This is a genomic window from Bacillus sp. BHET2, assembly GCF_005938125.1.
In the GTDB taxonomy this organism is placed as follows: domain Bacteria; phylum Bacillota; class Bacilli; order Bacillales; family Bacillaceae_B; genus Rossellomorea.
On sequence record NZ_VCQN01000002.1, the window covers coordinates 597,254 to 621,780 of the forward strand.

Annotated in this window: 17 protein-coding genes and 13 tRNA genes; 5 read left to right on the plus strand and 25 right to left on the minus strand. The window is 43.6% G+C overall.

Annotation, left to right across the window (positions count from 1 at the left end; all coding sequences use genetic code 11):
* Positions 1-224: 224 nt before the first annotated feature.
* From FGG79_RS12580 to FGG79_RS12590, 3 genes are all read left to right on the plus strand, one after another.
* A complete protein-coding gene (locus FGG79_RS12580) occupies positions 225-1,583 on the plus strand; it encodes a cytochrome ubiquinol oxidase subunit I (RefSeq protein ID WP_138778801.1) in 1,359 nt (452 codons plus the stop codon).
* Between the two features lie 24 nt (positions 1,584-1,607).
* Positions 1,608-2,639, plus strand: coding sequence for a cytochrome d ubiquinol oxidase subunit II (locus tag FGG79_RS12585; RefSeq protein WP_138778803.1), 1,032 nt, complete (start codon positions 1,608-1,610; stop codon positions 2,637-2,639).
* A gap of 124 nt (positions 2,640-2,763) precedes the next feature.
* On the plus strand, positions 2,764-3,486 hold the full coding sequence (locus tag FGG79_RS12590) for a 3-ketoacyl-ACP reductase (protein ID WP_138778805.1): 723 nt from the start codon (positions 2,764-2,766) through the stop codon (positions 3,484-3,486).
* A 56-nt stretch (positions 3,487-3,542) separates the two neighbouring features.
* Here FGG79_RS12590 and FGG79_RS12595 read toward each other — a convergent pair whose 3' ends face one another.
* The 7 genes from FGG79_RS12595 to FGG79_RS12625 form a co-directional block, all read right to left on the minus strand.
* Entirely contained in the window at positions 3,543-3,914 is a 372-nt protein-coding gene (locus FGG79_RS12595; RefSeq protein ID WP_138778807.1) for a VOC family protein, read from the minus strand.
* Positions 3,915-4,067: 153 nt separating this feature from the next.
* Entirely contained in the window at positions 4,068-5,174 is a 1,107-nt protein-coding gene (menC, locus tag FGG79_RS12600) for an o-succinylbenzoate synthase (protein WP_138778895.1), read from the minus strand.
* Positions 5,164-6,654: an o-succinylbenzoate--CoA ligase gene (locus FGG79_RS12605; protein WP_138778809.1), complete on the minus strand. Its 1,491-nt coding sequence runs from the start codon at positions 6,652-6,654 to the stop codon at positions 5,164-5,166. Before FGG79_RS12605 ends, menC begins: the two co-directional genes overlap by 11 nt.
* A gap of 334 nt (positions 6,655-6,988) precedes the next feature.
* On the minus strand, positions 6,989-7,807 hold the full coding sequence (gene menB / locus FGG79_RS12610; RefSeq protein WP_138778811.1) for a 1,4-dihydroxy-2-naphthoyl-CoA synthase: 819 nt from the start codon (positions 7,805-7,807) through the stop codon (positions 6,989-6,991).
* A 14-nt stretch (positions 7,808-7,821) separates the two neighbouring features.
* Positions 7,822-8,631, minus strand: a complete 810-nt coding sequence (gene menH / locus FGG79_RS12615; protein ID WP_138778813.1) for a 2-succinyl-6-hydroxy-2,4-cyclohexadiene-1-carboxylate synthase — start codon at positions 8,629-8,631, stop codon at positions 7,822-7,824.
* Entirely contained in the window at positions 8,612-10,366 is a 1,755-nt protein-coding gene (gene menD / locus FGG79_RS12620; RefSeq protein ID WP_138778815.1) for a 2-succinyl-5-enolpyruvyl-6-hydroxy-3-cyclohexene-1-carboxylic-acid synthase, read from the minus strand. Before menD ends, menH begins: the two co-directional genes overlap by 20 nt.
* Entirely contained in the window at positions 10,359-11,765 is a 1,407-nt protein-coding gene (locus FGG79_RS12625) for an isochorismate synthase (RefSeq protein WP_240794264.1), read from the minus strand. The genes menD and FGG79_RS12625 overlap by 8 nt, the downstream gene beginning before the upstream one ends.
* A gap of 303 nt (positions 11,766-12,068) precedes the next feature.
* Here FGG79_RS12625 and FGG79_RS12630 point away from each other — a divergent pair, with 303 nt between their 5' ends.
* Both FGG79_RS12630 and FGG79_RS12635 read left to right on the plus strand, forming a co-directional pair.
* Positions 12,069-12,992 carry a 1,4-dihydroxy-2-naphthoate polyprenyltransferase gene (locus tag FGG79_RS12630; protein ID WP_138778817.1) on the plus strand — a complete coding sequence of 308 codons (924 nt, stop codon included), beginning with the start codon at positions 12,069-12,071 and terminating at the stop codon, positions 12,990-12,992.
* Positions 12,993-13,112: 120 nt separating this feature from the next.
* A complete protein-coding gene (locus FGG79_RS12635; RefSeq protein WP_138778900.1) occupies positions 13,113-13,868 on the plus strand; it encodes a TraR/DksA C4-type zinc finger protein in 756 nt (251 codons plus the stop codon).
* A 38-nt stretch (positions 13,869-13,906) separates the two neighbouring features.
* Here FGG79_RS12635 and FGG79_RS12640 read toward each other — a convergent pair whose 3' ends face one another.
* The 18 genes from FGG79_RS12640 to FGG79_RS12725 form a co-directional block, all read right to left on the minus strand.
* Positions 13,907-16,312: a glycogen/starch/alpha-glucan phosphorylase gene (locus tag FGG79_RS12640; RefSeq protein ID WP_138778819.1), complete on the minus strand. Its 2,406-nt coding sequence runs from the start codon at positions 16,310-16,312 to the stop codon at positions 13,907-13,909.
* Positions 16,302-17,747, minus strand: coding sequence for a glycogen synthase GlgA (glgA, locus tag FGG79_RS12645; RefSeq protein WP_138778821.1), 1,446 nt, complete (start codon positions 17,745-17,747; stop codon positions 16,302-16,304). The genes FGG79_RS12640 and glgA overlap by 11 nt, the downstream gene beginning before the upstream one ends.
* Positions 17,744-18,772 carry a GlgC family sugar phosphate nucleotidyltransferase gene (locus tag FGG79_RS12650; protein ID WP_138778823.1) on the minus strand — a complete coding sequence of 343 codons (1,029 nt, stop codon included), beginning with the start codon at positions 18,770-18,772 and terminating at the stop codon, positions 17,744-17,746. Before FGG79_RS12650 ends, glgA begins: the two co-directional genes overlap by 4 nt.
* A 38-nt stretch (positions 18,773-18,810) precedes the next feature.
* Complete coding sequence (locus FGG79_RS12655) at positions 18,811-19,968, minus strand: glucose-1-phosphate adenylyltransferase (RefSeq protein ID WP_138778825.1); 1,158 nt, start codon at positions 19,966-19,968, stop codon at positions 18,811-18,813.
* 16 nt (positions 19,969-19,984) lie between these two features.
* Complete coding sequence (glgB, locus tag FGG79_RS12660; RefSeq protein WP_346764060.1) at positions 19,985-21,844, minus strand: 1,4-alpha-glucan branching enzyme; 1,860 nt, start codon at positions 21,842-21,844, stop codon at positions 19,985-19,987.
* Between the two features lie 936 nt (positions 21,845-22,780).
* Positions 22,781-22,852 (minus strand) — tRNA-Glu (locus FGG79_RS12665).
* A gap of 4 nt (positions 22,853-22,856) precedes the next feature.
* Positions 22,857-22,947 (minus strand) — tRNA-Ser (locus tag FGG79_RS12670).
* A gap of 5 nt (positions 22,948-22,952) precedes the next feature.
* Positions 22,953-23,027 (minus strand) — tRNA-Asn (locus FGG79_RS12675).
* Positions 23,028-23,037: 10 nt separating this feature from the next.
* Positions 23,038-23,114, minus strand: a tRNA-Ile gene (locus FGG79_RS12680).
* 14 nt (positions 23,115-23,128) lie between these two features.
* Positions 23,129-23,202: transfer RNA gene (locus FGG79_RS12685), tRNA-Gly, on the minus strand.
* 17 nt (positions 23,203-23,219) lie between these two features.
* Positions 23,220-23,295: transfer RNA gene (locus tag FGG79_RS12690), tRNA-His, on the minus strand.
* 25 nt (positions 23,296-23,320) lie between these two features.
* Positions 23,321-23,396, minus strand: a tRNA-Phe gene (locus FGG79_RS12695).
* Between the two features lie 164 nt (positions 23,397-23,560).
* Positions 23,561-23,637: transfer RNA gene (locus tag FGG79_RS12700), tRNA-Asp, on the minus strand.
* Between the two features lie 144 nt (positions 23,638-23,781).
* Positions 23,782-23,855: transfer RNA gene (locus FGG79_RS12705), tRNA-Met, on the minus strand.
* Between the two features lie 179 nt (positions 23,856-24,034).
* Positions 24,035-24,127: transfer RNA gene (locus FGG79_RS12710), tRNA-Ser, on the minus strand.
* Positions 24,128-24,144: 17 nt separating this feature from the next.
* Positions 24,145-24,221: transfer RNA gene (locus FGG79_RS12715), tRNA-Ile, on the minus strand.
* A 4-nt stretch (positions 24,222-24,225) separates the two neighbouring features.
* A tRNA-Met gene (locus FGG79_RS12720) sits at positions 24,226-24,302 on the minus strand.
* Positions 24,303-24,402: 100 nt separating this feature from the next.
* Positions 24,403-24,478: transfer RNA gene (locus FGG79_RS12725), tRNA-Ala, on the minus strand.
* Between the last annotated feature and the right edge of the window lie 49 nt (positions 24,479-24,527).

Genomic DNA, 24,527 nt, shown 5'->3' on the forward strand with positions numbered 1-24,527 from the left:
TTGGTCCTCTCTGAATGGAGATATTATCGACTTCATCTTACATATTATCGACTTCCATTCATTTATTATCGACTTTTCAATTATATTATCGACTTTGACTACTATATTATCGACTCCACCATATCAGCCTACTGATCTCCTCCTATCATCAAAAAACATGAATATTATTTTCCATTAAGTGGACAATAAGGAAATGTTAAAGACCAGTAAGGGAGAAATGAAAAATGGATGATTTAGTCATTGCTCGTTCCATGTTTGGTATTACAATGGGGTTTCATATCATTTTTGCCACCCTTGGAGTGGGTATTCCGTTAATGATCCTTGTTGCAGAAATCATGTTTCAACGGACGAATGATCTCGATTATTCTGTGATGGCGAAGCGGTGGACAAAGGCGTTTGCTGTGCTGTTAGGGGTAGGGATTCCAACAGGAACGATTGCAGGTGTTCAATTGTCGCTCTTATGGCCAGGATTTATGGAGGTCATCGGGCGGGTAATGGCATTACCGTTTCAAATTGAAATCTATGCCTTCTTTGTGGAAGCATTATTTATGTCCATTTATGTCTATGCCGCGAATCGCATCGCACCATGGATGAGAATTATAAGTCTTATACTAGTTGCTATTGGCGGTCTCGCTTCTGCGGTATTGATCACCAATGTACATGCATTCGAAGGGACTCCTGCGGGGTTTGAAATCGTGAACGGGGAGATTACGAATGTCGATCCGTGGAAGGCATTCTTTAATCCAAGCTTTTTCGTCACCGCCGGACACGTTGCATTATCTGCTTATGTAGTGGGATCGTTTACGATTGCCACCGTTTCTGCTTTTAAAATGCTGAGGTCTTCCTATGGTTCACGAATCTATGCCTTCCACCGGAAATCACTCATGATTTGCTTACTAGTCGGAGGTGTCTTCGCATTCTTCACAGCGATCAATGGGCATGAATCTGCTCAGAAGCTTCATGAGTATCAACCTGAGAAGTTAGCGGCAGCTGAAGGATTATTTGAAACCCAGACTCATGCGCCGCTCTCTATAGGAGGATTCACCGACCCCGTTGAACAAGAAGTGAAGTGGGGTCTTGAAGTCCCTTGGGCACTCAGTTTTCTGGCCGGAAACAGCTTCGATACAGAAGTGATCGGTTTAAATGACTTCCCAGAAGAGTATTGGCCACCACTATTCGTCCATACATTATTCAACGCGATGGTCGGGATCGGGTCACTTCTCATTTTACTTGCACTCGTCGCCTATGTATGGAACAAGTTACTGAAGAAGGACCGGTTCCCAAAATGGTTAATGTGGGCTTTCGTTGCAGGAGGTCCCCTATCGATCATGGCCATTGAATTTGGTTGGATTTTCGCTTGTACCGGACGTCAGCCCTGGACAATTTACCGGATTCTCAGTACGGAAGACTCGGTAACCACTTCAGGTAACTTAGCTACTCTTTTCGTCCTATTCGTCTCTGTATATGCGATATTAGCTGTTTCCGTTGTTCTGGTTCTCTTGTATTATTTCAAGCGGAATCCCCCTGAAAAGGATATCAACAAAGCTGAGCAAAAGGACAAAGACATTCCTCTATCCACGTAACCTGAAAGAATTGGAAGTGAAGATATGACACAAGCATTGATTGCCATAACGATATTGTGGGGATTCGTCTTTATTTATGCCGTCATGGCAACGATGGATTTCGGTGCCGGCTTCTGGTCGATGATCTATATCAATCATGACAAAACGAAAGCGACCAATATTGCCAACCGCTATCTTTCTCCTACTTGGGAGGTAACGAATACATTCATCGTAGCCCTCGTTGTTGCCGTGTACAGTATGTTCCCAGGTGCCGCGTACTCCTTGGGAACCGTATTGCTCGTTCCCGGAAGCCTGATTTTACTGCTGTTGGCTCTTCGGAGTGCCTTTCTTGTCTTCTCTCACGTAGCAGATGACTACAGGAAACCGCTGACTTACGTAACAGGAATCACCGGATTATTGATTCCTGGCTTACTCATCAGTGTGCTGCCGATTTCCCATGGACCTTATATTGATTTCGAAAATGGTCAAACCCTTCTCCTTGGGAAATTGTTTTCAAGTCCGCATGAGTTTGCATTCTTTGGATTTGCCGTTGCTAGCACCTTGTTCCTATCATCCTTACTTCTAGCTGATTACTCCAAAACTTCAAAGGAATTTGAAGCCTTTAAAGTGTATCGGAGGGATGCATTGATCATCGGTCCGATTTCAGTTGTGATGGCGTTCCTCATTATGTTAACCATGAAAAATGAGGCTTCATGGATATATGACCGAATGATGGAAGACCGAACGATACTCTTGGTTTCCCTCCTCGGATTCTTGGTCGCCGGGGGGGCATTATTTCTCCCGACTAATAAAGAGGGGATGAAAGGTATGCCCCGTGTGGCGGTCATCGCTGTCACGTTTCAATATGTACTAGCAAGCTATGTATACGGGAAAGCCCACTTACCCTATATCATCTATCCGGAGGTGACGATCCAGTCAGGTTTTACGGATCCCAACTCGTTTAAGGCCGTATTTATAACCTATATTGTCGGATTCATCATACTGTTTCCCGGGTTTGTGTACTTTTGGAGTTTGTTTATGAATGATAAACGATATTTGAGGCAGAAAAGTGAATGACTGCACCGTAGCTCCGATACTCTCGGAGCTTTTTTTCTACGTTCCGTATAGATCAATCATTTGCTTATCTATTCCCCCACCCTTACACTAACGTTAGAATTTAGATAGGAAAGGATGATTCAAAATGGCACAATCGATTAAAGGTAAAATCGCATATATCACGGGGGCTGCCCGGGGAATCGGAAAGGCAACGGCATTGGAGCTCGCACGTGAAGGAGTTCATGTCGGGTTGATCGCACGTACTGGGAGCACCCTGGAACAAGTGGCAGAGGAAGCCAGATCTCTCGGGGTGAAAGCCAGTGTGGCTGTTGCTGATATCTCAGATATGGAGCAGGTGGAAAAAGCCATTTCGAAACTGCAAAATGAACTTGGTCCAACCGATATCCTGATCAATAATGCAGGTATTGGAACGTACGGCTCTTTTCTGGAAATAGATCCTGCAGATTGGAAGAGAACCTTTGAAGTCAACGTATTTGGTACGTATCATGTGACGCGTGCCGTTCTGCCTCAACTTATCGAGAAAAACCGCGGAGACATCATCACTATTTCATCCAGCAGCGGATTGAAAGGTACGGCAAAAAGCACAGCTTACAGTGGATCAAAATTTGCCGTTCAAGGGATGACAGAGGCGTTGATGCAGGAAGTTCGTCCACACAATATCCGTGTCATGACTCTGAATCCGAGCCTCGTAGCAACGGATCTTACCTTTGGGGATAAGCTCGATGAAGCGGACAAAGAAAAATACATGCAACCGGAGGATTTAGCGGAACATATGGTTTCTCAGCTGAAATTACACCCTCGCATCTTTATCAAGCAGTCTCTTCAGTGGGCGACGAATCCATTTTAATAAACAAAAGGAAAAGCTCAGATTCAGCTCTGAGCTTTTTCTTTTCAACCTTATTTTCATCTGTGTTGATCTACAAGAATCGGATTGCCATCAGGATCTTCAATCGTGAAACTTGCAGGACCTTCGCTTGATTCATCTGCTTCAGACACTATTTTTACTCCTTGTTCTTTTAGCTGTTTTTGAAGGTCCCGAATGTCCGTAAATGAATCAAGATTTTCGGCATTTTGATTCCAACCTGGATTAAAGGTCAGGATATTCTTTTCAAACATTCCCTCAAACAGACCAATTACAGTACTTTCATTCTTCATGATCAGCCACTTTTGGGAAATGTCCCCTCCCAACGTGTGAAATCCGAGTCTTTCGTAAAATGCTTTTGATTTATTAATGTCTTTAACACTTAAGCTTACAGAGAATGCACCTAGTTTCATATTTCCTCCTTATAAAAATAGACTAATGAAGCTTTATTTATTGTTAAGTATAGTGCCGGATTTGGAAAAATACAACATTCCTCATTCTTCTTCATTCATGGACGGAACCTGCTTATTTGTTCGTTCGATTAATATTTTTTTGATTGTGGGTAATTACTGGTTAAACACTTCTTTACCAATTGTCACTTCACTCAACCGTTTTCTATTCAACTCAACACCTATGCCCGGATCATCCAAACGATCAGCAACCCCATTTTTCACAACGATAGGGGAAGTAATGATATCTTCATCCCAGTATTTCGAAGATGAAGAAATATCCCCGGGAATCGTGAATCCATCGAGAGTGGCCAGGGCTAGATTATGAGCCCTGGAAACCCCAAATTCAATCATGCCCCCACACCATACTTTGATTTGATTCTCCCGGCACAACCGGTAGATTTCCAATGCACTTGTGTAACCTCCGACTCTGCCAAGCTTGATATTGACAACTCCGCAGCTATTTAAATAGATGGCACTCCTCATATCATGAGAGGTTATGATACTTTCATCCAAACAAATAGGAGTCGACAACTCTTTTTGCAAAAGGGAGTGTTCTACTAAATCGTCAACTCCCAAAGGCTGTTCGATCATCTCCAGACCAAACTCATCCAGTGCTTTAAGCCGGCTTTTATCATCAAGTGAATAAGCTGAGTTCGCATCTGCCAGAAGAGAAAGTTTTGGAAAACAACTCCGCAATTCCTTTACAATCTCTACATCCGCTCCTGGAGAGATTTTCACCTTTATTCGCTGGTACCCTTCTTCCACCAGATATTCAGCTTGTCGGACCATTTCTTGTAACGAATTCGCCCCAACAACTGCTCCAGCAAGAATTTTTGTCCGGGTACCCCCTATCATCTTCCATAATGGTGCGTTCTGCTGTCTCGCGTATAGATCCCATAAAGCCATTTCAAGTGCAGCCTTAGCCATAGCATTTCCACGTACGCCTTCGAATCGCTTCCCAATGTCTTCAGGATGCTGAAATGGTTCCTTGTTCATCAGAGGAATCAATACGTCCTTCAGAATATGATAGGATGTCTTCACTGTTTCTTCTGTATACCAGGGGCTGGAAAACGCAACCCCTTCTCCCAATCCAATCAATCCGTCGGTATCTTGAACCTCAACAATGATCCCTTCCCGTTTTTCAACGGTTTGCAGATGGGTAACAAAGGGCTTTTTCAATGGCATCGATATGATATGAAGCGTAATGGATTTAATCTTCATCGGCATACAGTCCTTTTTCCCACTGATCCCTGAGCACTCTTCTCAGCAGCTTATTAGAAGCATTTCGAGGTAACTCACCTACAAATATTATTTTTTTCGGCTGTTTATATGATGCTAGATGATCGGAGCAGTAATGTACTATCTCTTTTTTTGTAAGACACTCTTTCCTAATGATAAACGCACAGGGAATTTGCCCCCATGTGCTATCTGGAATTCCCACCACGCCGGCATCCTCTATCCCGTCACAGCCTAATAGCACACTTTCGATTTCCGCGGGATATACGTTTTCCCCACCTGAAATGATGAGATCTGAACGACGGTCTAATACAAATAGAAACCCTTCTTCATCTACGTAACCAATATCCCCTGTATGGAACCAACCTTCTTCAAAGCTCTTCTCGTTGGCTTCCTCTCTTCTGTGATAACCGGCTGTCACATTCGGGCCTTTTACAAGTATTTCCCCTTCTTGATTTGGACTTTCTACCCCGTCTTCAGTTTGAATCTTTAATTCAGAAGGAAAGAGCGGTTTCCCTGCCGAACCCAGCTTCGACATACTGTATTCAGGAGATAACGTCACAATTTGAGAAGCCGTTTCCGTCATGCCATATGTTTGAAATACCGGTACTCCGTGTTCCTTGCACGCCTGAAGTAGTGGGAGAGGGGCGGGCCCTCCTCCCAACAACATACATCGGAAGTCCGGGTGATAGGATTTGTCCCCCACGCCCTTCATCAATCGTTGAAGCATATTGCTCACAACAGACATGATGGTGACCTTTCCCCTCATAAGCTCCTGATTGATTTCTTCTACGTCAAAGGTTTCAAACAGTCTGACGTTCATTCCGTAAATGACGCTTCTCATCAGGATCGAATAGCCACTTATATGAAAGAGGGGAACCGAACAAAGCCATGTATCATTTTCACTTATCCCGAGATTCAAAGAAGATCCAATCGCACTCCACCAATGATTCCCGTACGATTGAAGAACTCCTTTCGGGGCTCCGGTTGTACCTGATGTGTACATGACCGAGCATGCTTGGTCTAACTGAAAATGATCCTTCACCGAAAATTGTGTTGGGATTGATTGAAACAATCGAGAGAAGGAGACTCCTTCCACCTCTTCCCCTAAAAAAGATAGCTTGTCCTCAAACTCATCATCATAGATGACGGCCCTCAACTCCATATCCTGTATTTGAAACGATAGTTCCTTTGAACTGAGTTTGTTATTTAATAATACTGTTGTGATTCCTAGTTGTTGAATGGCATGAACAACCAGCACAGACTCTATTTTATTTTTGATCATGAGTCCTATGAAGGGTTGTGCCGTTGATTTCATGACTGTATGAAGCTGTTCCGCTATATGGATCGCTTTCTCCCACAGGTCTTTGAAGGTATATTCCACATCACCCGAACTTACAGCCATCCTGTCCGGAGTTAAAAATGCTCGTTGTTTTAGCCAATTCGGCAGTTGCTGTGTAGTCATCCTGTCATTCTTCATTCCTTTCTTGTTTGTACTCTTCTTTCAAGGGACTATGCGTGCTTTTTCCACCGGTTAGCATGAAAATTTCCTTAAATACTGTAAAATCCTTTTTGAGATCGAAACAAAATCCCTACTAATACATCGGTATTGGGCCACTTTTGCACTTTATCGGGCCACTTTCATGCTTTATCGGGCCACTTTTGCACTTTATTGGGCCACTTTCATGCTTTATCGGGCCCACCTGGTGAATAACGATCCTGTCTACCCTTCAACTCATACCCTTTCGTTATTTAAAAAAGCCTGATGAATCCACAAAGATTCATCAGGCCACCTTAAATCAAGGGAAACGAGGGAATTGTCCAAAGTCCGGTTTACGCTTTTCTTTAAATGCGTCACGGCCTTCCTTGGCTTCATCCGTTGTGTAGTAAAGAAGTGTAGCGTCACCTGCAAGTTGTTGCAGACCCGCTAATCCATCTGTATCCGCATTGAATGATGCTTTTAAGAAACGGAGGGCAGTTGGACTGTTCTGAAGCATTTCTGAAGCCCACTGAACTGTTTCTGCCTCAAGCTGCTCATAAGGAACCACTGTATTGACAAGCCCCATTTCAAGCGCTTCTTGAGCATTATACTGACGGCACAGGTACCAGATTTCTTTCGCTTTCTTATGACCGATGATTCGGGCAAGGTATCCTGCACCGTATCCAGCGTCAAAGCTTCCTACTTTAGGACCTGTTTGTCCGAAGATCGCATTATCAGCCGCGATTGTCAGGTCACATACGACGTGAAGAACATGTCCTCCACCGATGGCATATCCTGCAACCATCGCGATAACAGGTTTAGGGATCACACGGATTAAACGTTGTAAGTCCAATACATTCAGGCGAGGAATTTCATCTTCCCCTACATAGCCACCATGTCCACGAACTCGTTGGTCCCCACCGGAACAGAATGCTTTCTCTCCTGCACCTGTTAAAACGATGACACCCACCTTGGAATCATCGCGTGCATAAGCAAATGCGTCGATTAATTCCATTACGGTTTTCGGACGAAACGCATTTCGGACTTCTGGTCGATTGATCGTGATCTTTGCAATTCCATTGTATGTTTCATACAAAATATCTTCGTAGTTTCTTTCTGAAATCCATTCAAAAGCCATTGTATCTTCCTCCTTTATGTAATTAACAGTAGATCCTCTATTATTGTACCAAACTTTCGCGGTTCTTCCACATGAATTGCATGACCTGTGTTAGAAAATGTCTCGATTTGAAATGTAGGATTGCGCTTCTTCATTTCCTCCGCTATAAAAACAAACTTTTTGTCCAGTTCCCCAACGAGCAAATGGACAGGTAAGCTAAGCTCTTCAAGCTTGCTCCATAAAGACTCCTGTGCGCCTGTACCCATCCCCTTTAGGCTGTTGGATAAGCCCAGGGGAGATTGACTCAAGCGTTGTTCCCGTATCTCTGCACGCTCATCTTCTGAAAGTCTTGTCTGAGAGGCAAACAGCGGAACACCTTCCCAATAGTCGACGAAAGCTTCAATTCCTTCTCTCTCAATTCTTTCGGCTAGAGCCTTATCTTTAGAAGAGCGCTCCACCCTTTCATCATCTGTTTTCAACCCTGGAGAAGCACTCTCAAGAATCAGTGCCCCGACCTTTTGAGGATGCATCAAGGTGAAATGCAAAGCTGTACGGCCCCCCATGGAATATCCGATCAACTGCGCCTGTATTACTTCAAGGCGGTTTAAAATGGTGTTTATGTCATGAGATACCTGTTCCATCGTATACCTTGCACAATCTACAGGGGAGTCAGTACGGCCGTGACCAATCAGATCAATGGAGATGCAACGATAATTGGAAGATAATCGATCGGTGACCCTTGTCCAAGTCGTCGTATCCCCTGTGAAGCCGTGAAGAAAAACCAAGGGCTTTCCTTGTCCTTTCACTTCTACGAAATAATGGATATCATTCACTAAAAGAATCAAGATAATCACCCTTCACTTTATTCACCATTTCCCGGGAAACAAAATTCCACAAATTACGATGATTTGCTACATTATTTTCTCGATTCGTCATCACTTCTATGATGTTGATCCCTTGGCGCTGATCAGCCTCTTGAAGAGCCGGAATAAATTCTTCCTGTGAAGTAATATGGAAATAACCAGCACCATAGAGCTTGGCAGCGTGGGCAAACTCTAAATCCATAGGAGTCCCAAATAGATCTTCAAAATGATTCGGATCGTTTGCCTGTGGCAGGTAAGAAAAGATTCCTCCACCATTATTATTCATCACCACGATCGTCATATCCAGTTGATACTTCCTGGCGGTTAATAGACCATTTAAATCGTGGAAAAAGGCCAAATCTCCTATCAGAAGGTACATAGACTCGGCTTTCGTACTCATCCCAAGTGCGGTAGATACCACTCCGTCTATCCCATTTGTGCCCCGATTGGCATAAATCTGTAGTGAACGTTCATTAGTGAAGAAATAAGTATCAATGTCCCGAATCGGCATGCTGTTACTTGAAAACAGCGTCGACCCTTCAGGCAAATGATGAAGCAGCTGATGGACAGCCATTCCTTCATCCCATTCCTGATGTCCCTTTAGGAGTAAGTCCTTCGTTTCATTATTCACTCCGACCCAGCGGTGTAACCAGCTATGTTCGTTTGAAAACGAGTGGCTTGTAAAGCTTTTGCAAAACAGGCTTTCTCTGCAATGAATATAATCGGTTCCTTTCGCCGTAGGGTCTTGCCAGTCTTCCCCTTCACTTACGACCCACGTCGGAATATCCGGTGAATTCTTCAAAAACAGCATAAGAGCTTTCGATACCGGCATGGCTCCGAAACGAATAATTAGATCTGGACGCAATACTTCTTTGAGTTCATCAATTCGTAAAAATGTATCATAGCAATCCATTATATTTTCTTTAGAATGATTTCCACTCCTGATAAATGACAATGGGTCCGCTACTATCGGAAGCCCGTGGCACTCTCCAAATTCCACTATTGATTGAACAGCATCCTGACTGACTCCAGGACCACAGACTATAAGTCCACGCTCTGACTCCATTAATTCTGTCTGCAGCTCATTCTTTAAAGTGGAAGGTAGTTGCAAGTCTCCATGAATGACTCTTTTCCCTCGTTTCACATCAGAATATTCAACCTGTTTCAAATCGGGTATAAGGGGTTCCCTAAATGGAAAATTGTAGTGAACAGGCCCTTGTGGATGTGCTCGGGACACACCCACGCCTCTGACAGCAGATGACCGTGCATACTCCAACATGGATGGGCTGCTTTCCGGCAACGCCATATCGGTGGACCATTTTACATGTTTTCCGTATAAATCGATTTGTTGAATAGCTTGTGGAGCACCCACTTCCCTCAGTTCATGTGGGCGATCTGCCGTCAGGACAATGAGCGGGATTCTAGCATATCGTGCTTCTATGATTGCCGGGTAATAATTGGCTCCGGCAGTTCCCGAACTGCATAGGAGGACAACCGGTTTATTCTCTGCCTTGGCAATTCCTAGCGCGAAGAATGCTGCGGAACGCTCGTCTACGTTAACATACGTTTTCACTTTGGGATGATGCGCGAATAATAACGCCAAAGGAGTAGAGCGAGAGCCAGGGCTGATGACTACTTCGTCTACTCCATTTCCAACCAATTCTTCAATGAATGCTGCTGTATAGTGCGTTAGCTTATGCTGATGTTCATCATTCATATATGTTTCCCCCTAATGCCCGTAGCATTGGCCGAAATTTCATTTGTGTTTCCTTAAACTCACTTTCAGGTTGTGAATCTGCTACGATTCCACACCCTGCGTATAAATAGGCTTTATCGTTTTGCAGAAGGCCCGACCGGAGGGCAACGGCATATTCACCATTCCCATATGCGTCGATCCAGCCTACAGGACCAGCATATAAACCACGGTCCATTTCTTCTTCCTGTCTAATCACATGCAATGCTTTATCTCTTGGTACTCCACCCAATGCAGGTGTTGGATGTAAATGTTCGACCAGTTTCAATAGGGACGCATGCTCTGAAGCCTGTCCGACGACCGGAGTATATAAATGCTGAATATCTTTCAGCTTCATCAGTTGAGGAAATGATGGAATCACCAACTCATCACAAAAAGGTGCAAGGGCAGCTTCAATGCTATCCACCACAAGATGATGCTCATAACGGTTCTTTTCATCATGAAGGAGCTCTTCTCCCAACGCCTCATCGCTTTCTAACGTCTGCCCTCGGGCAATTGATCCAGCTAAACAAGTTGAGAGGATTTCTTCTCCCGTTTTCTTCACGAGCCGTTCTGGCGTCGCCCCAATAAAGCAGCTGTCTCCTCTTTCGAAGCTGAAAACAAAGCTATCTGGCTGCTGCTTCCACAGATTATCTAATACAAAATCCGACGGAACGTCCCTATCGAAAGAAACCTCACATTTGCGGGCAAGTACGACTTTATCCATCTCGCCCTCCTTTAACCGATTCACCACATTCTGAACTGAATCTTTCCATTCCTGTGGTAATACATCCCGGTTATGCAACCATTGGGGACGTTCTGGAATGACTGGGACTCTTACTTTGGCAAGAAGTTCATCTTTCATTCTGAGCCGTTCATGGAAAATGCTTTCATCCTCTTCAGGGTGACAAACAAAATTCATCGTCAAATAATTCGTTTTCCCTGGCTTTGTCAGCATAAACAATGGTAATTGAAAGGTACCGTTCGAGAATTGCTTCCACTCTTCCCCGCTGTCCTTAAGAGGATCAAAACTAAAGCCGCCAAATAACAGGGGGCCTGTACCTGGCCATTCTTCCCCTGTGACAATGACAGACTCTTGAATAAAGCGCTTCCACTCATTCTCAACCGTTGAGAATCGTTCCCCTCTCCCATTCGTGGACACGATATGAGCCGTTCCAAGCCCAACTAATGAGATCGTGTGATCACGGTCCTTCCATAAAAAGCGCTCTCCATTAAAAGAGCTTCCTCCATAATAAAAGGAAAGAGGATCAAGTGCATCGACTTCCTCCACTATGCTGAGAAGAACGGGGTGATGTATTTGTTTAGCCTTCATTCTGGCTGTATCATATGCTTTTTCAATATTGGTTTTATGAATGGTAACCAATTGAATTCCCCCAAACAAAATCACGTGCAATATACAAACTTATTTTAAGATACACCTGTCTTTATGGTGTGTCAACGACGTTAAAGAACCTAATACAATATTTATCCTTATTATATATAATAAACCCTTTTTATCCTTTTGAGAAACCAAAAGCGTTGTAAAAGTCCTCAATTACTGGAAAATAGCACCTTCATTGATTTGTAAAAAATGATTGACAGTCCTCTTCCCTTTACCTACACTTTAATCTGTAAAGGAATTGTAATGTTATTTGAAAATTCCTTATTGCGTAAGGGAGAGAGATTGATGGAACAACAAGCATCCAACCTGTTGGGCTCAGATAAAGGGTGGAAGATCTGGTGGCAGCTGACCCGGCCCCACACACTGACAGCAGCATTTGTACCTGTACTACTCGGGACGGTACTTGCGCTGCAATTTACGAACGTGAACGTATTGCTATTTGCAGCCATGCTGGTTGCCTGCCTGCTTATCCAAGCGGCTACCAATATGTTCAATGAATATTATGACTATAAACGAGGATTGGATACAGAACATTCGGTCGGTATAGGAGGAGCGATCGTCCGTAACGGTGTAAAACCCTCTACGGTGATCAACCTTGCCTTTTCACTATACGGAATCGCACTGCTATTGGGAATTTACATTTGTCTCATCAGCACATGGTGGCTCGCACTCATAGGTATAGTGTGCATGGCTGCGGGGTATTTTTATACTGGGGGACCAATGCCAATTGCGTACACGCCTTTTGGTGAAATCGTAGCCGGATTTTTTATGGGAGTAGTGATCATTCTTATCTCCTTTTACATCCAGACCGGCTATATCAATAGCGATAGTGTCCTGATATCGATTCCGGTATCCATTTTAGTTGGCTCAATCCTGTTGGCTAACAACATCCGCGACCTTGATGGAGACAAGGCGAACGGCCGCAAGACCATTGCGATTCTTTTAGGAAAAAGAGGAGCGATCATCCTATTAGGTGGTATGTTTATCGTATCGTACGGGTGGATTATCGGATTGGTCATCTCAGGGGTATCCTCTCCATGGGTATTCGTTACTTTCCTAAGTATACCGAAAGCAATCAAGGCAACAACAGGTTTCATTGGGAAATACCAGCCAATTGAAATGATGCCTGCAATGAAAGCCACTGCACAAACAAATACCATTTTTGGATTTCTATTATCGATTGGATTATTACTTGCATACTTGTTCTAACATTCAAGAGTCGACCTTCCATTTGCGGTCGACTCTATTTTTATGTTTTAACAAGCACACTTTCGGATAAAGTATGGGTAGTACATTATTTAAGCGAACATAATGAAGGATGTGAAGGAATTGCTAACAGATAGCCAAAAACAGACGTTAAAACAAGAATTGGTTCAAGAGGAAAAGCAGTTACAAGAACATTTACATCAGGATTTAGATAATCTTCACCATACAAATGAACGTGATAACTCAGGCGAACTCTCCCTTTATGATAACCACCCTGCTGATATGGGAACAGAATTGTATGAACGGGAGAAGGATTACGCCATTGACGACCATGCCAAGCTTGAATTAACTAAGATTCAACAAGCCTTGCAGGCAATCAGTGAAGGAACATACGGTGAGTGTAAAGAATGCGGCGAGGAAATTCCTTACGAGCGACTGGAAGTCATACCGACGACCCTCTATTGCAAGGACCATACACCTGAACAATCAACGCCTCAGGATCGACCGGTTGAAGAGGAAGTGCTGCAGCCACCTGTTGATAATGAATTCAGACACGAGACAAACGGCAACGTCAGGGATGACCAAGACAGCTTCCAGGAAGTTGGCCGATTTGGTACTTCCGAGACTCCGTCTGACTTTGAAGGAGATTATGAAGATTATTCAGATATGTATCAGGATAAAGACACATCGGAAGGATTCACCGAGGATTTCGAATCATTCGTAGGAACGGATATGGAAGGGTCCAACCGGAAGGCATATCCATCAAAGACGCATGAGGAATACGAAGACATGCTGGATGAAAATGGTATGGAATCCACTTTAGGTGACATTCCTTATAAAGATGGAGACAGCTATGTTTCCGATAAGAAGAAGAAATAGAAAAAGAACGCTGGGATGCCATTCCCCAGCGTTTTTTTCTATTTGATTAAGCTGCCTTCAGCAATGCCCCATATGCCCTTCGCATACTGTTCAATCGTCCGGTCACTGGAAAAATAACCTGAATTGGCAATGTTCTGCAGGCACATGCGGGACCAATGCTCTTGGTTCTCATAGGCTTTTCCTGCTTGTTCATGAACCCTGACATAAGAATCAAAATCCCTTAGTACAAAAAATTGATCATTTTCTGTCAACAAGGAATCATAGATGGTTTCAAAATGGTCACCTGCATCTGGAAGCGTATCGTCAATCAGTTGACTCAACACCTTTTTAATACGGGTATCATAATGGAAATACTCCATCGCATAGTAGCCACCATGGTGCTGATACTTCATCACTTCATCGGCCGTTAACCCGAATATGAATATGTTCTCTTTTCCAACTTGTTCAAGAATTTCTATATTGGCTCCATCTAATGTGCCCAGTGTCAAGGCTCCGTTCATCATGAACTTCATATTCCCTGTACCTGATGCTTCCTTACTCGCAGTTGAAATCTGCTCTGACAAATCTGCTGCCGGGATGATTTCTTCCGCTAACGACACCCTGTAATTTTCTAGGAACACGACTTTAATGCGTCCCTTCACTAAGGGATGATCATTCACAAGATCCGCTACGGAATGGATCAGCTTAATGATTTTCTTTGCGTAAAAATAACCAGGGGATGCTTTCGCTCCAAAAATGAAGGTCCGTGGATGGAAATCAAAGCCTGGATCCTCCACACACCTGTTAAAAAGGTGAAGAATGTGCAACACATTCATCAGCTGGCGTTTATATGCATGGAGCCGCTTCACTTGAATATCAAATATGGAGGTTGGATCCACCATAACTCCATTACTTTCAAATATTCGATTTGCAAGTTTCCGTTTATTCTCCTGCTTCACATCATACAGATCTTTGAGGAACGCAGTATCGTGGTGATACTCTTTCAAATTTGCCAGTTTACTAGGATCCTTGATCCATCCATCCCCTATGGAAGACGTAATCAGATTCGACAAGGACGGATTGCTGTTTAGCAGCCATCTTCTATGAGTGATCCCATTCGTCTTACTATTAAATTTACCAGGATAATATTGATAGAATAAGTTCATTTCCCTTTGCTTTAGAATCTCCGTATGAATCTTTGCTACACCATTCACACTGAAGCTTCCGACAATCGCAAGATGAGCCATTTTAACCTCATCATGAGAGATGATCGCCATATCTTCTATCCGCCTCCAATCACCGGGGTACTCTTTCCATAACTCCTTGCAAAATCGCTCGTTGATTTCATTTACAATCATATGGATGCGTGGCAGAAGGGGTTGGAAAATTCGGACCGGCCATTTCTCAAGTGCTTCCGAAAGGGTGGTATGATTCGTATAAGCAAATGTATGCGTCGTGATTTCCCATGCATCTTCCCATTCGAAAGAATATTCATCAAGAAGGACTCTCATCAATTCAGGTATGGCAAGAACAGGATGAGTATCATTGATATGGATGGAAATATTCTCATGCAATTCCTTCAGATCCCCGTTTCTGTACAGGTAAGAATCCAGTATCGAACGGATGCTTGCCGACACGAGGAAATATTGTTGCTTTAACCGTAAGATCTTCCCTTCCTCATGGGTGTCATCAGGATATAGGAATTCTGTGATTGCTTCTGTGTCACGCTTATATTTCATCATATCCTTACCTGCTTTATAAGCAGCAGGCTCCGCACTCCATAAACGGAGAGTGTTGACCGTCGAGGTTTCATATCCCACCACAGGCATATCATAAGGTACAGCCGCTACCACTTCAGCATCAACATGGCGAAATTTCAAGACCTCATTTTCTGTAAAGGACTCAATCTTCCCCCAGAACGGAACTTCAACGGTAAGATCCGACTTACGGACTTCCCATACATGTCCATGACGAAGCCACTGTTCAGGGAGCTCCATCTGAAATCCATTCACAATCTTTTGCTCAAATAATCCATGCTTGTAACGGATTCCATAGCCATGTCCTGGAAGATTAAGGGAGGCCAATGAATCGAGAAAACAGGCTGCTAATCGGCCTAAGCCACCGTTTCCTAATCCTGCATCATGCTCAACCTCTTCCATATCGGCTAGGTCGATCCCAAGATCCTTTAATCCCTTATCCACGATATCGTAGATCCCGAGATTCATCAGATTTTGGCGAAGGAGGCGTCCCAATAGAAATTCAATCGATAAGTAATACACCTGCTTTTGCTTATTGAACCGGTACTGCTCATTCGTATGAATCCAGTTCATGGAGATGTATTCCCGTATAAGGTGACCTAATGTAAAAAACTGATCCTGACTGCTGGATTCAGGAAACGTCTTTCCATACATCATCTCAAGTTTTTTCAGAAACATTTCTTTAAATTCAATCGGATCAGAAAACATGACTTTCACTCCTTGATACCAGGTCAGCGTATAATTGATTATATTTAAAGGCCGATTGAGCCCAACTATAATCCTTATTCATGGCTGTTCGAACAATATGATTCCATGTTTCCGGATCTTCGTTAAAATACGAAAGTGCTCTCCGGTAAGTGTAGAGCATATCGTGAGCATTGAAATTCTTAAACGAGAAACCGTTCCCGGTCTTCGTCACTTCATTATAAGATTGCACCGTATCGTTTAGTCCACCGGTCTCCCTGACCAGAGGAAGTGCTCCATAACGCATGGCAATGAGCTGCCCCAAACCGCATGGCTCGAATTTAGAAGGCATCAGGAATAGATCACTTGCCGAATAAATCTCCTTTGCCAGACCTTCATTAAAGCCAATTTGGACCCTCACCTTATCAGGATACGTCCACTCCATCTCCCTGAAAAATTGTTCAAATTCCCAATCCCCTGTCCCCAGGAGGACGAACTGAACATTCTCTTGAAGCATCTCATGGAATACCCCTCTTACTAGTTCAAGTCCCTTTTGGTTTGTCAATCTTGAAATTATAGACACAATTGGAATTGCATCATTCTCCTCAAGCCTCAATTTCTTTTGGAGATGAGTTTTCGCCTGTTTCTTTCCATTGAGATTGCCGCTGAAGTATGGAAACTCTCCTTCATCAGGATTATACACCTCGTCATCTATTCCATTGAGGATGCCTAATAGCTGATTATATCGCTGACCTAGAATCGTATGAAGTTTTTCCCCATAATAAGGAGTCAGGATTTCCTCTTTGTATGTAGGACTAACAGTCGTTACGAAATCCGAGGAAATCAGCGCACCTTTCATAAAGTTCATATTCCCATAAAACTCAAGGTACTCGTGATGAAAGTACTTATCATGAATGCCTAATAAATCTGTCATTACCTGTTTAGGGTAGATCCCTTGAAATTGAAGATTATGGATAGTAAACACACTTCGGATAAACGAATATCCCGGTCTCTCTTGATATTCCGTCCGTAGTAAAAAAGGAACCATCCCGGTGTGCCAATCATGACAATGAATCACGTCAGGATAAAAATCCAGGATGGCGATACTTTCCAATACAGCTCTCGAAAAGTAAGCGAATCGCTCTCCATCATCAAAATATCCGTATAAACGATCGCGCTTGAAGTAATATTCATTATCGACAAAATAATACGTTACACCATTTTCACTATATTCTTCAATGCCGCAATACTGATTACGCCAGCCAACAGTAACGAAAAACTCTTTCTTTCGTTTCATCTTTGAGCGGAACTCCAGGGAAATCCCACCGTATTTAGGCAGAATCACCCTGACATCCGTCCCTAAACTCCTTAACTCCTTAGGCAATGCTCCGGCTACATCCGCCAAGCCACCGGATTTAATGAAAGGGACACACTCAGATACTACAAATAATACTTTCACGAATTCATCAGCGCTCCTTGAATCATCCCTTTTCGAATGACAATTGGATTGTTTGGATCTCCGATAAGTTTCACACCATCTTCTACTCTCACATCTTTATCCAAGATCACATTCTCTAGTACACAGTTATCTCCAATTTGGCTCTTCTGCATAATGATGCTGTTAGAGATTGCTGTATTCTTTCCAACCTTGACTGCTCGGAACATGGTTGAATTCCGCACCTGTCCTTCAATATAGCATCCATTGGCAATGATGCTATTTTTGACACTGGCAGCAGATGTATAGCGTGTTGGCGGCTCATCCTTCACTTTCGTGTAGATAGGGGTATCCTTCTTGAATAACTCTTTCCAATAAGAGAGATTTAAGAGCTTCATGCTGGCATCATAGTATTCTTCAATGCAGTCGATCGTCTGAACGAATCCATCATGCTCATAGCCGCATACCTTGAATCCACTATCCATATCATCCACAACGTCCTGCATGCACGTATAACCCGTTTCTCTTCGTCCTTTAATCAACTCGATAAGCGTGGATGTTTTCACCATATACATTTCCATGGAGTTTCCGTTATGACGCATTTCGGTGATATCGCAGCCAATACGTATATGGCGTTCGAGTACTGGTTGATATGCAATATTGGATAAGGTATAGCAGTTGCTGATTAACGCGTATTCCTGAGTGCTCCGACTAAAGTAGTCCAGGTGATGAGCAAAATGGTTGAATGATCCCACACCCTCTTCATTTGCTTCTAATCCTGGTGCCGGGAAGAAAAACAACCCATCACGCTTCCGGTTCAGGTCCCAGTTCTTACCGGAGCCCAAGTGATCCATCAGGGAACGGTATTGGAATTTAGGGAAGATTGCCACCGAACCGATATCTGAATTCACCATATTCGAGAGTACAAAGTCGATCAAGCGGTACCTCCCGGCAATAGGTAGAGCCGCCAATGAGCGATGTAACAATAAATCCTCCAGCGATTCATAGTAACTAGTAGCATCAATAACACCAAGCATTGTATTTTTCAAAACAGTTCCTCCTTATGTTGTGTTGATGAACCTGCACCTTACACTTTTTGTTGCTCCACCAGTGTTTCAATGAATGCTTCCGTCACTAGGATGATTTCATCAGACCCTTCTTCCGGCATGATGCATAATCCCCTTGGAACCTTCACCTCAGATGGTACAATGGCTTGCTCGATATACGCGTTCTCACCGATGACCGCATCAGGCATAATAACAGAGCGATTGACATGGGCTCCCTTTTTCACCGTCGTTCCTTGGAACAGGACAGATTTACGAATCGTTCCTTCGATGGTACAGCCCTCATTTACAAGAGATCCCTCAACGAGTGCTTCTTCAGAAATATATTGAGGTGGTTCATTCGGATTAACTGAATATACCCGCCAGTCATGATCAAATAAATTAAGCTCATTTTCTTCATCAATTAAATCCATATTTGCTTCCCATAAGCTCTTAACCGTCCCTACATCCTTCCAATATCCTTGGAATGGATAGGCCATCAGCTTCTTCTTCTCATCAAGCAGCAAGGGAATGACATCCTTCCCAAAGTCATGGCTCGAATCTGGATTACGTTCATCCATCTCCAAATAATCCTTTAGTACAGAATAATTGAAAATGTAGATGCCCATCGATGCAAGATTACTCTTGGGGAATGCTGGTTTTTCTTCAAACTCCGTGACCCTCATTTCTTCATTCGTGTTCATCAGACCGAACCTGCTTGCTTCATCCCAGCCCACTTCAATGACAGAAATCGAGACGTCCGCCTTTTTCTCGATGTGATAATCCAACATTTTGCTATAATCCATTTTATAAATGTGGTCACCCGATAGAATCAATACGAATTCTGGATCATACTGCTCAAGGTAATTCATATTTTGATAAATAGCACTTGCCGTCCCCGTATACCAGCGCATCTCGGATGATTCAGCATACGGGGGAAGTACGGTCACTCCACCGTTTTTCCGGTCAAGATCCCAGGCACTTCCAATTCCGATATAAGAATTCAATACCAGCGGTTGATACTGAGTTAGGACCCCTACCGTATCGATACCAGAATTCGTGCAGTTGCTTAGTGTGAAATCAATGATCCGGTATTTTCCTCCAAATGGTACGGCTGGTTTTGCCAGGCTCTTTGTCAACGAACTCAATCGACTCCCTTTTCCACCTGCTAATAACATGGCCACACATCTACCTTTTGCCATCTTTCCCTCTCCCCTTTCAATCGATTGGTTTTAAATAAACAGCTGCGTACGGTGGAATTGTCATTTCCACATACCCTTCTCTTCCTTGGTATCCCTCATTGTGCACAGTAAGCGGTAGTGGATTCACCTGGTGGGAACCACCAAATCGTTCATCGTCACTGTTCCAGATCTCTTTGTAAGACGTTACCTTATTCACTCCCACTTTATATTGGTGATACACATTCGGACTGAAATTGCAGATGACCATCAAGTGATCCCCTTTCTCAATCCCGTATCGAATAAAAGAGAAAATCTGTTGTTCTGTATTATTCACATCCACCCATTCAAATCCCTCTGAGCGGTGATCCATTTGGAATAATGGATCAGCACCATTATATAGATGCATAAGCTCTTTAAAATATGAGTTGAATTTGTGATGAAAATCGTAATCCAGTAAATGCCAATCCAACTCCTCAAGATCTTTCCATTCTGAAAATGGGGCCAATTCACTACCCATAAACAAAAGTTTCTTTCCAGGGTGGGCGATCATATAGCTCAGCAAAAGACGATACTGGGCGAATTTCTGCCAATAATCACCCGGCATTTTATTTAATAATGATTTCTTCCCATGGACCACTTCATCATGTGAAAAAGGTAGAACATAATTCTCAGAGTAAGCATATAACAATGAAAAAGTAATGAGAGAATGTACATCCCTTCGTTCAGACGTATCGGTTTCCATATATTTAAGGACATCATTCATCCATCCCATATTCCACTTATAATTAAATCCAAGCCCTCCATAATGCACAGGGGATGTCACTTGAGGCCAGTCTGTTGAATCCTCAGCTATCATCAAAATGGAAGCATCATATTCAAACACAGCCTTGTTCAAGTTCTTCAAAAACTGAATGGCCCCATCATTAGGAGCAGTCTGTCCTTGATTGGCCCAGTAGATAATGTTGGCCACTGCATCAATCCGAAACCCATCAATATGATACATATCCATCCAAAAACGGGCATTCGAGATCAGGAAACTTCTCACTTCTCCCTTGCCTAAGTCAAAATTCGCCGTTCCCCATGTATAATTCTCCCGGTCACGCTCTTCCACGTACTCATATGCAAACGAACCGTCAAATTCATACAATCCATGGGCATCCTTGCAAAAATGACCTGGAACCCAATCCAAGATCACACCTATATGATGTCTATGACATTCATTCACAAATGCCATCAAATCTTGAGGAGAACCGTACCGGCTGGTAGGTGAATAATAACCTGTTCCTTGATACCCCCAGGAACGATCAAATGGGTGCTCCGTGACAGGCAGTAGCTCAATATGTGTAAAACCATGTTCCTTCACATGTGGGATTAAATACTGCGCTAACTCCTTGTATGAAAGAAACTCCCCTGCTTTCTTCTTCCAAGTGCCTAAATGGACTTCATAAATCGACATAGGCTGGTCATAGACCGTTGAACTGGCCCGATCCTCTAGCCAATTCTCATCCTCCCATGAAAAACCCTTGAGCTCATACACAACGCTTGCAGTATGAGGACGCATTTCAGAAGCAAATCCATAGGGGTCCGCCTTCAGCTTCTTAGAGCCCGAGGAAGTAATAATTTCATACTTATACGTCTCACCAGTTAAATCCCCATCCATTCGAATCGACCATAGACCTTCTTCATTCCGTCTTTTAAGGTCGTACCCATACCCATTCCAATCATTAAAGGAACCGACTAATGAAACATGTCTTGCTTTCGGTGCCCATACGCAAAATTCCGTATAGGTACCAGTAGAATCCCTTCTCACATGTGAACCCATAAACTGATAGGCCTGCTGCATATTTCCTTCATGAAACAAAAAAACATCATAATCTGTTATGTTCATTGTGTTCATCATCTCACCTACATTTTTTCAATCTACTTAACTACTTTCTTTCAACTTCATTAAAATCCTCTTTATTATCGTCGCTCAATTACGACAATTTCCTACACACCTATAGTAATCCACTCTTTAATTGGATTATTATTCCAAATGACAAGGTTTACATTGTCAAATCATAGAAGAATCATGTTGAACCTATAGCGGAATTTGTCGAAAATTTTCTGTTAAATGAAGGGTGAATTCTAAGATTTTCAAGAGGACTCGTATGTTTGGCATCTGCTTGGATTAGTTAAATGGAGAAAAGGAACTGTCGAATGGTGGAAGTGTTAAATGGTAGATTAGACTACATCCTGGACGAATAGGGAGCGTGTAGGAAGAGGAAAAGTGTAGAGAGCAGTAAGAAACGGAGTAGAGGATGTCATGGAGATCTCAAACAGTCATTTTAGTTCGTGGGCGTATCGAAACATCCTTTTATATAAAGGCTCTTTTCGTAAACTTTGTTGCTATTGAAGGAAGCCAGTGCTAGTGGATTTCCGCTGCAGGTGCTCGCTTTCTGCGGGGCGTGAGTTGAGCACCTTCCAATACAATCAACTTTCTAAGTATGAGGACGAATCTACTACCATACACTGCTAGAAAACATCATTTTCAACGTGTGCAGTGGTCGATGTTAGCTTGAGTAGTAAGATACACCATTTCATTCGTTTTTTTCACTAGTAAGCTCTGTCACGATATCTCATATAGACGTTGAGGGGAACAGGCGGAGTATCCTGCGGAAAAGCGGGCTTAGCCGTTCGTCCGCCTGGAAGCGAAGCCGTTCCCCTCACCATCTATCGCACTCACTTACAGACAGAGCCTTGGCAGCTCCTATGTTAGAAAACAACATTCTTTGCGAAAAGAACCTATATAAAAAAAACAAAAAAAGACTACCAAAATGGTAGTCTTTAAGTATGACCCATACGGGATTCGAACCCGTGTTACCGCCGTGAAAGGGCGGTGTCTTAACCGCTTGACCAATGGGCCTTAATGGCGGAGAAGGAGGGATTTGAACCCTCGCGCCAGTTGCCCGACCTACACCCTTAGCAGGGGCGCCTCTTCAGCCACTTGAGTACTTCTCCAAACTTGGCTCCGCAGGCAAGACTCGAACTTGCGACCGATCGGTTAACAGCCGATAGCTCTACCACTGAGCTACTGCGGAATAATGAAAATGGTGGGCCTAAGTGGACTCGAACCACCGACCTCACGCTTATCAGGCGTGCGCTCTAACCAGCTGAGCTATAGGCCCATTAAGAGTAAAATTGGAGCGGGTGAAGGGAATCGAACCCTCATCATCAGCTTGGAAGGCTGAGGTTTTACCACTAAACTACACCCGCACCGTTTTAAAAAAATATGGGGCGACTGATGGGAATCGAACCCACGAATGCCTGAACCACAATCAGGTGCGTTAACCACTTCGCCACAACCGCCATAATGTCTTTAAACAGAAAAAAATGGTGGCTCAGGACGGAATCGAACCGCCGACACATGGATTTTCAGTCCATTGCTCTACCAACTGAGCTACTGAGCCATATAGTTTTCGGCTTCCGCTAAGCTTCGAATCTCTTCGTCAGGTCACTCAGTCACATCCTCACGTATGTTAAATACGCTCCGGTGTTCCTTCGATCGCTTCCTCGACCTTCTCGCTTATCGAAACCCTTTTCCTTTTCAAGAAACAATATTGAAACAAAAGAATGGCGGTCCGGACGGGACTCGAACCCGCGACCTCCTGCGTGACAGGCAGGCATTCTAACCAACTGAACTACCGGACCAGAGTTTTTTGACGATAGTCAAAATAACTTTCATTATTTGCGCCAGCAAAAAGGTTTCAATTCTGCGTTAGCGAAAATAACTATCCATGCGTGACTCATAACGAATTTGTAATAACCCATTATATAGCAGAATCAAAAATGGTATTGCGGGGACAGGATTTGAACCTGCGACCTTCGGGTTATGAGCCCGACGAGCTACCGAACTGCTCCACCCCGCGACGATATAAAATGAATATGTTTCAACTATCCTACCGTGAATTCAATAGAACCACCCCGACTTCAGTAAGCTTTTTCAAGCTGCTGTTCAGTCGGTGCGCTGATGTATACGCTCCGAAGATTATTCGGTCGTGCTCCACCCCGCGACGATAAAATATGTATGTTTCCACTGAATAAAAAATGGAGGAGGAAGGGGGATTCGAACCCCCGCGGGCTGTTACACCCCTGTCGGTTTTCAAGACCGATCCCTTCAGCCGAACTTGGGTATTCCTCCGTAATAAAAATGGTACTTGGTGGACCTTGTAGGACTCGAACCTACGACCGGACGGTTATGAGCCGTCTGCTCTAACCAACTGAGCTAAAGGTCCCTATTGGTAGCGGCGGAGGGGATCGAACCCCCGACCTCACGGGTATGAACCGTACGCTCTAGCCAGCTGAGCTACACCGCCAAGAAACATTTACTCTAGTGTTGAATTTCACTTTCGCAAAACTAATGAAGTTTATTTTACTTCCGTAAAATGATAGATATTTTGCTCAAGCAAAAATCTTTGGTGGAGCCTAGCGGGATCGAACCGCTGACCTCCTGCGTGCAAAGCAGGCGCTCTCCCAGCTGAGCTAAGGCCCCAAAGAAGTGGTCGGGAAGACAGGATTCGAACCTGCGACCCCTTGGTCCC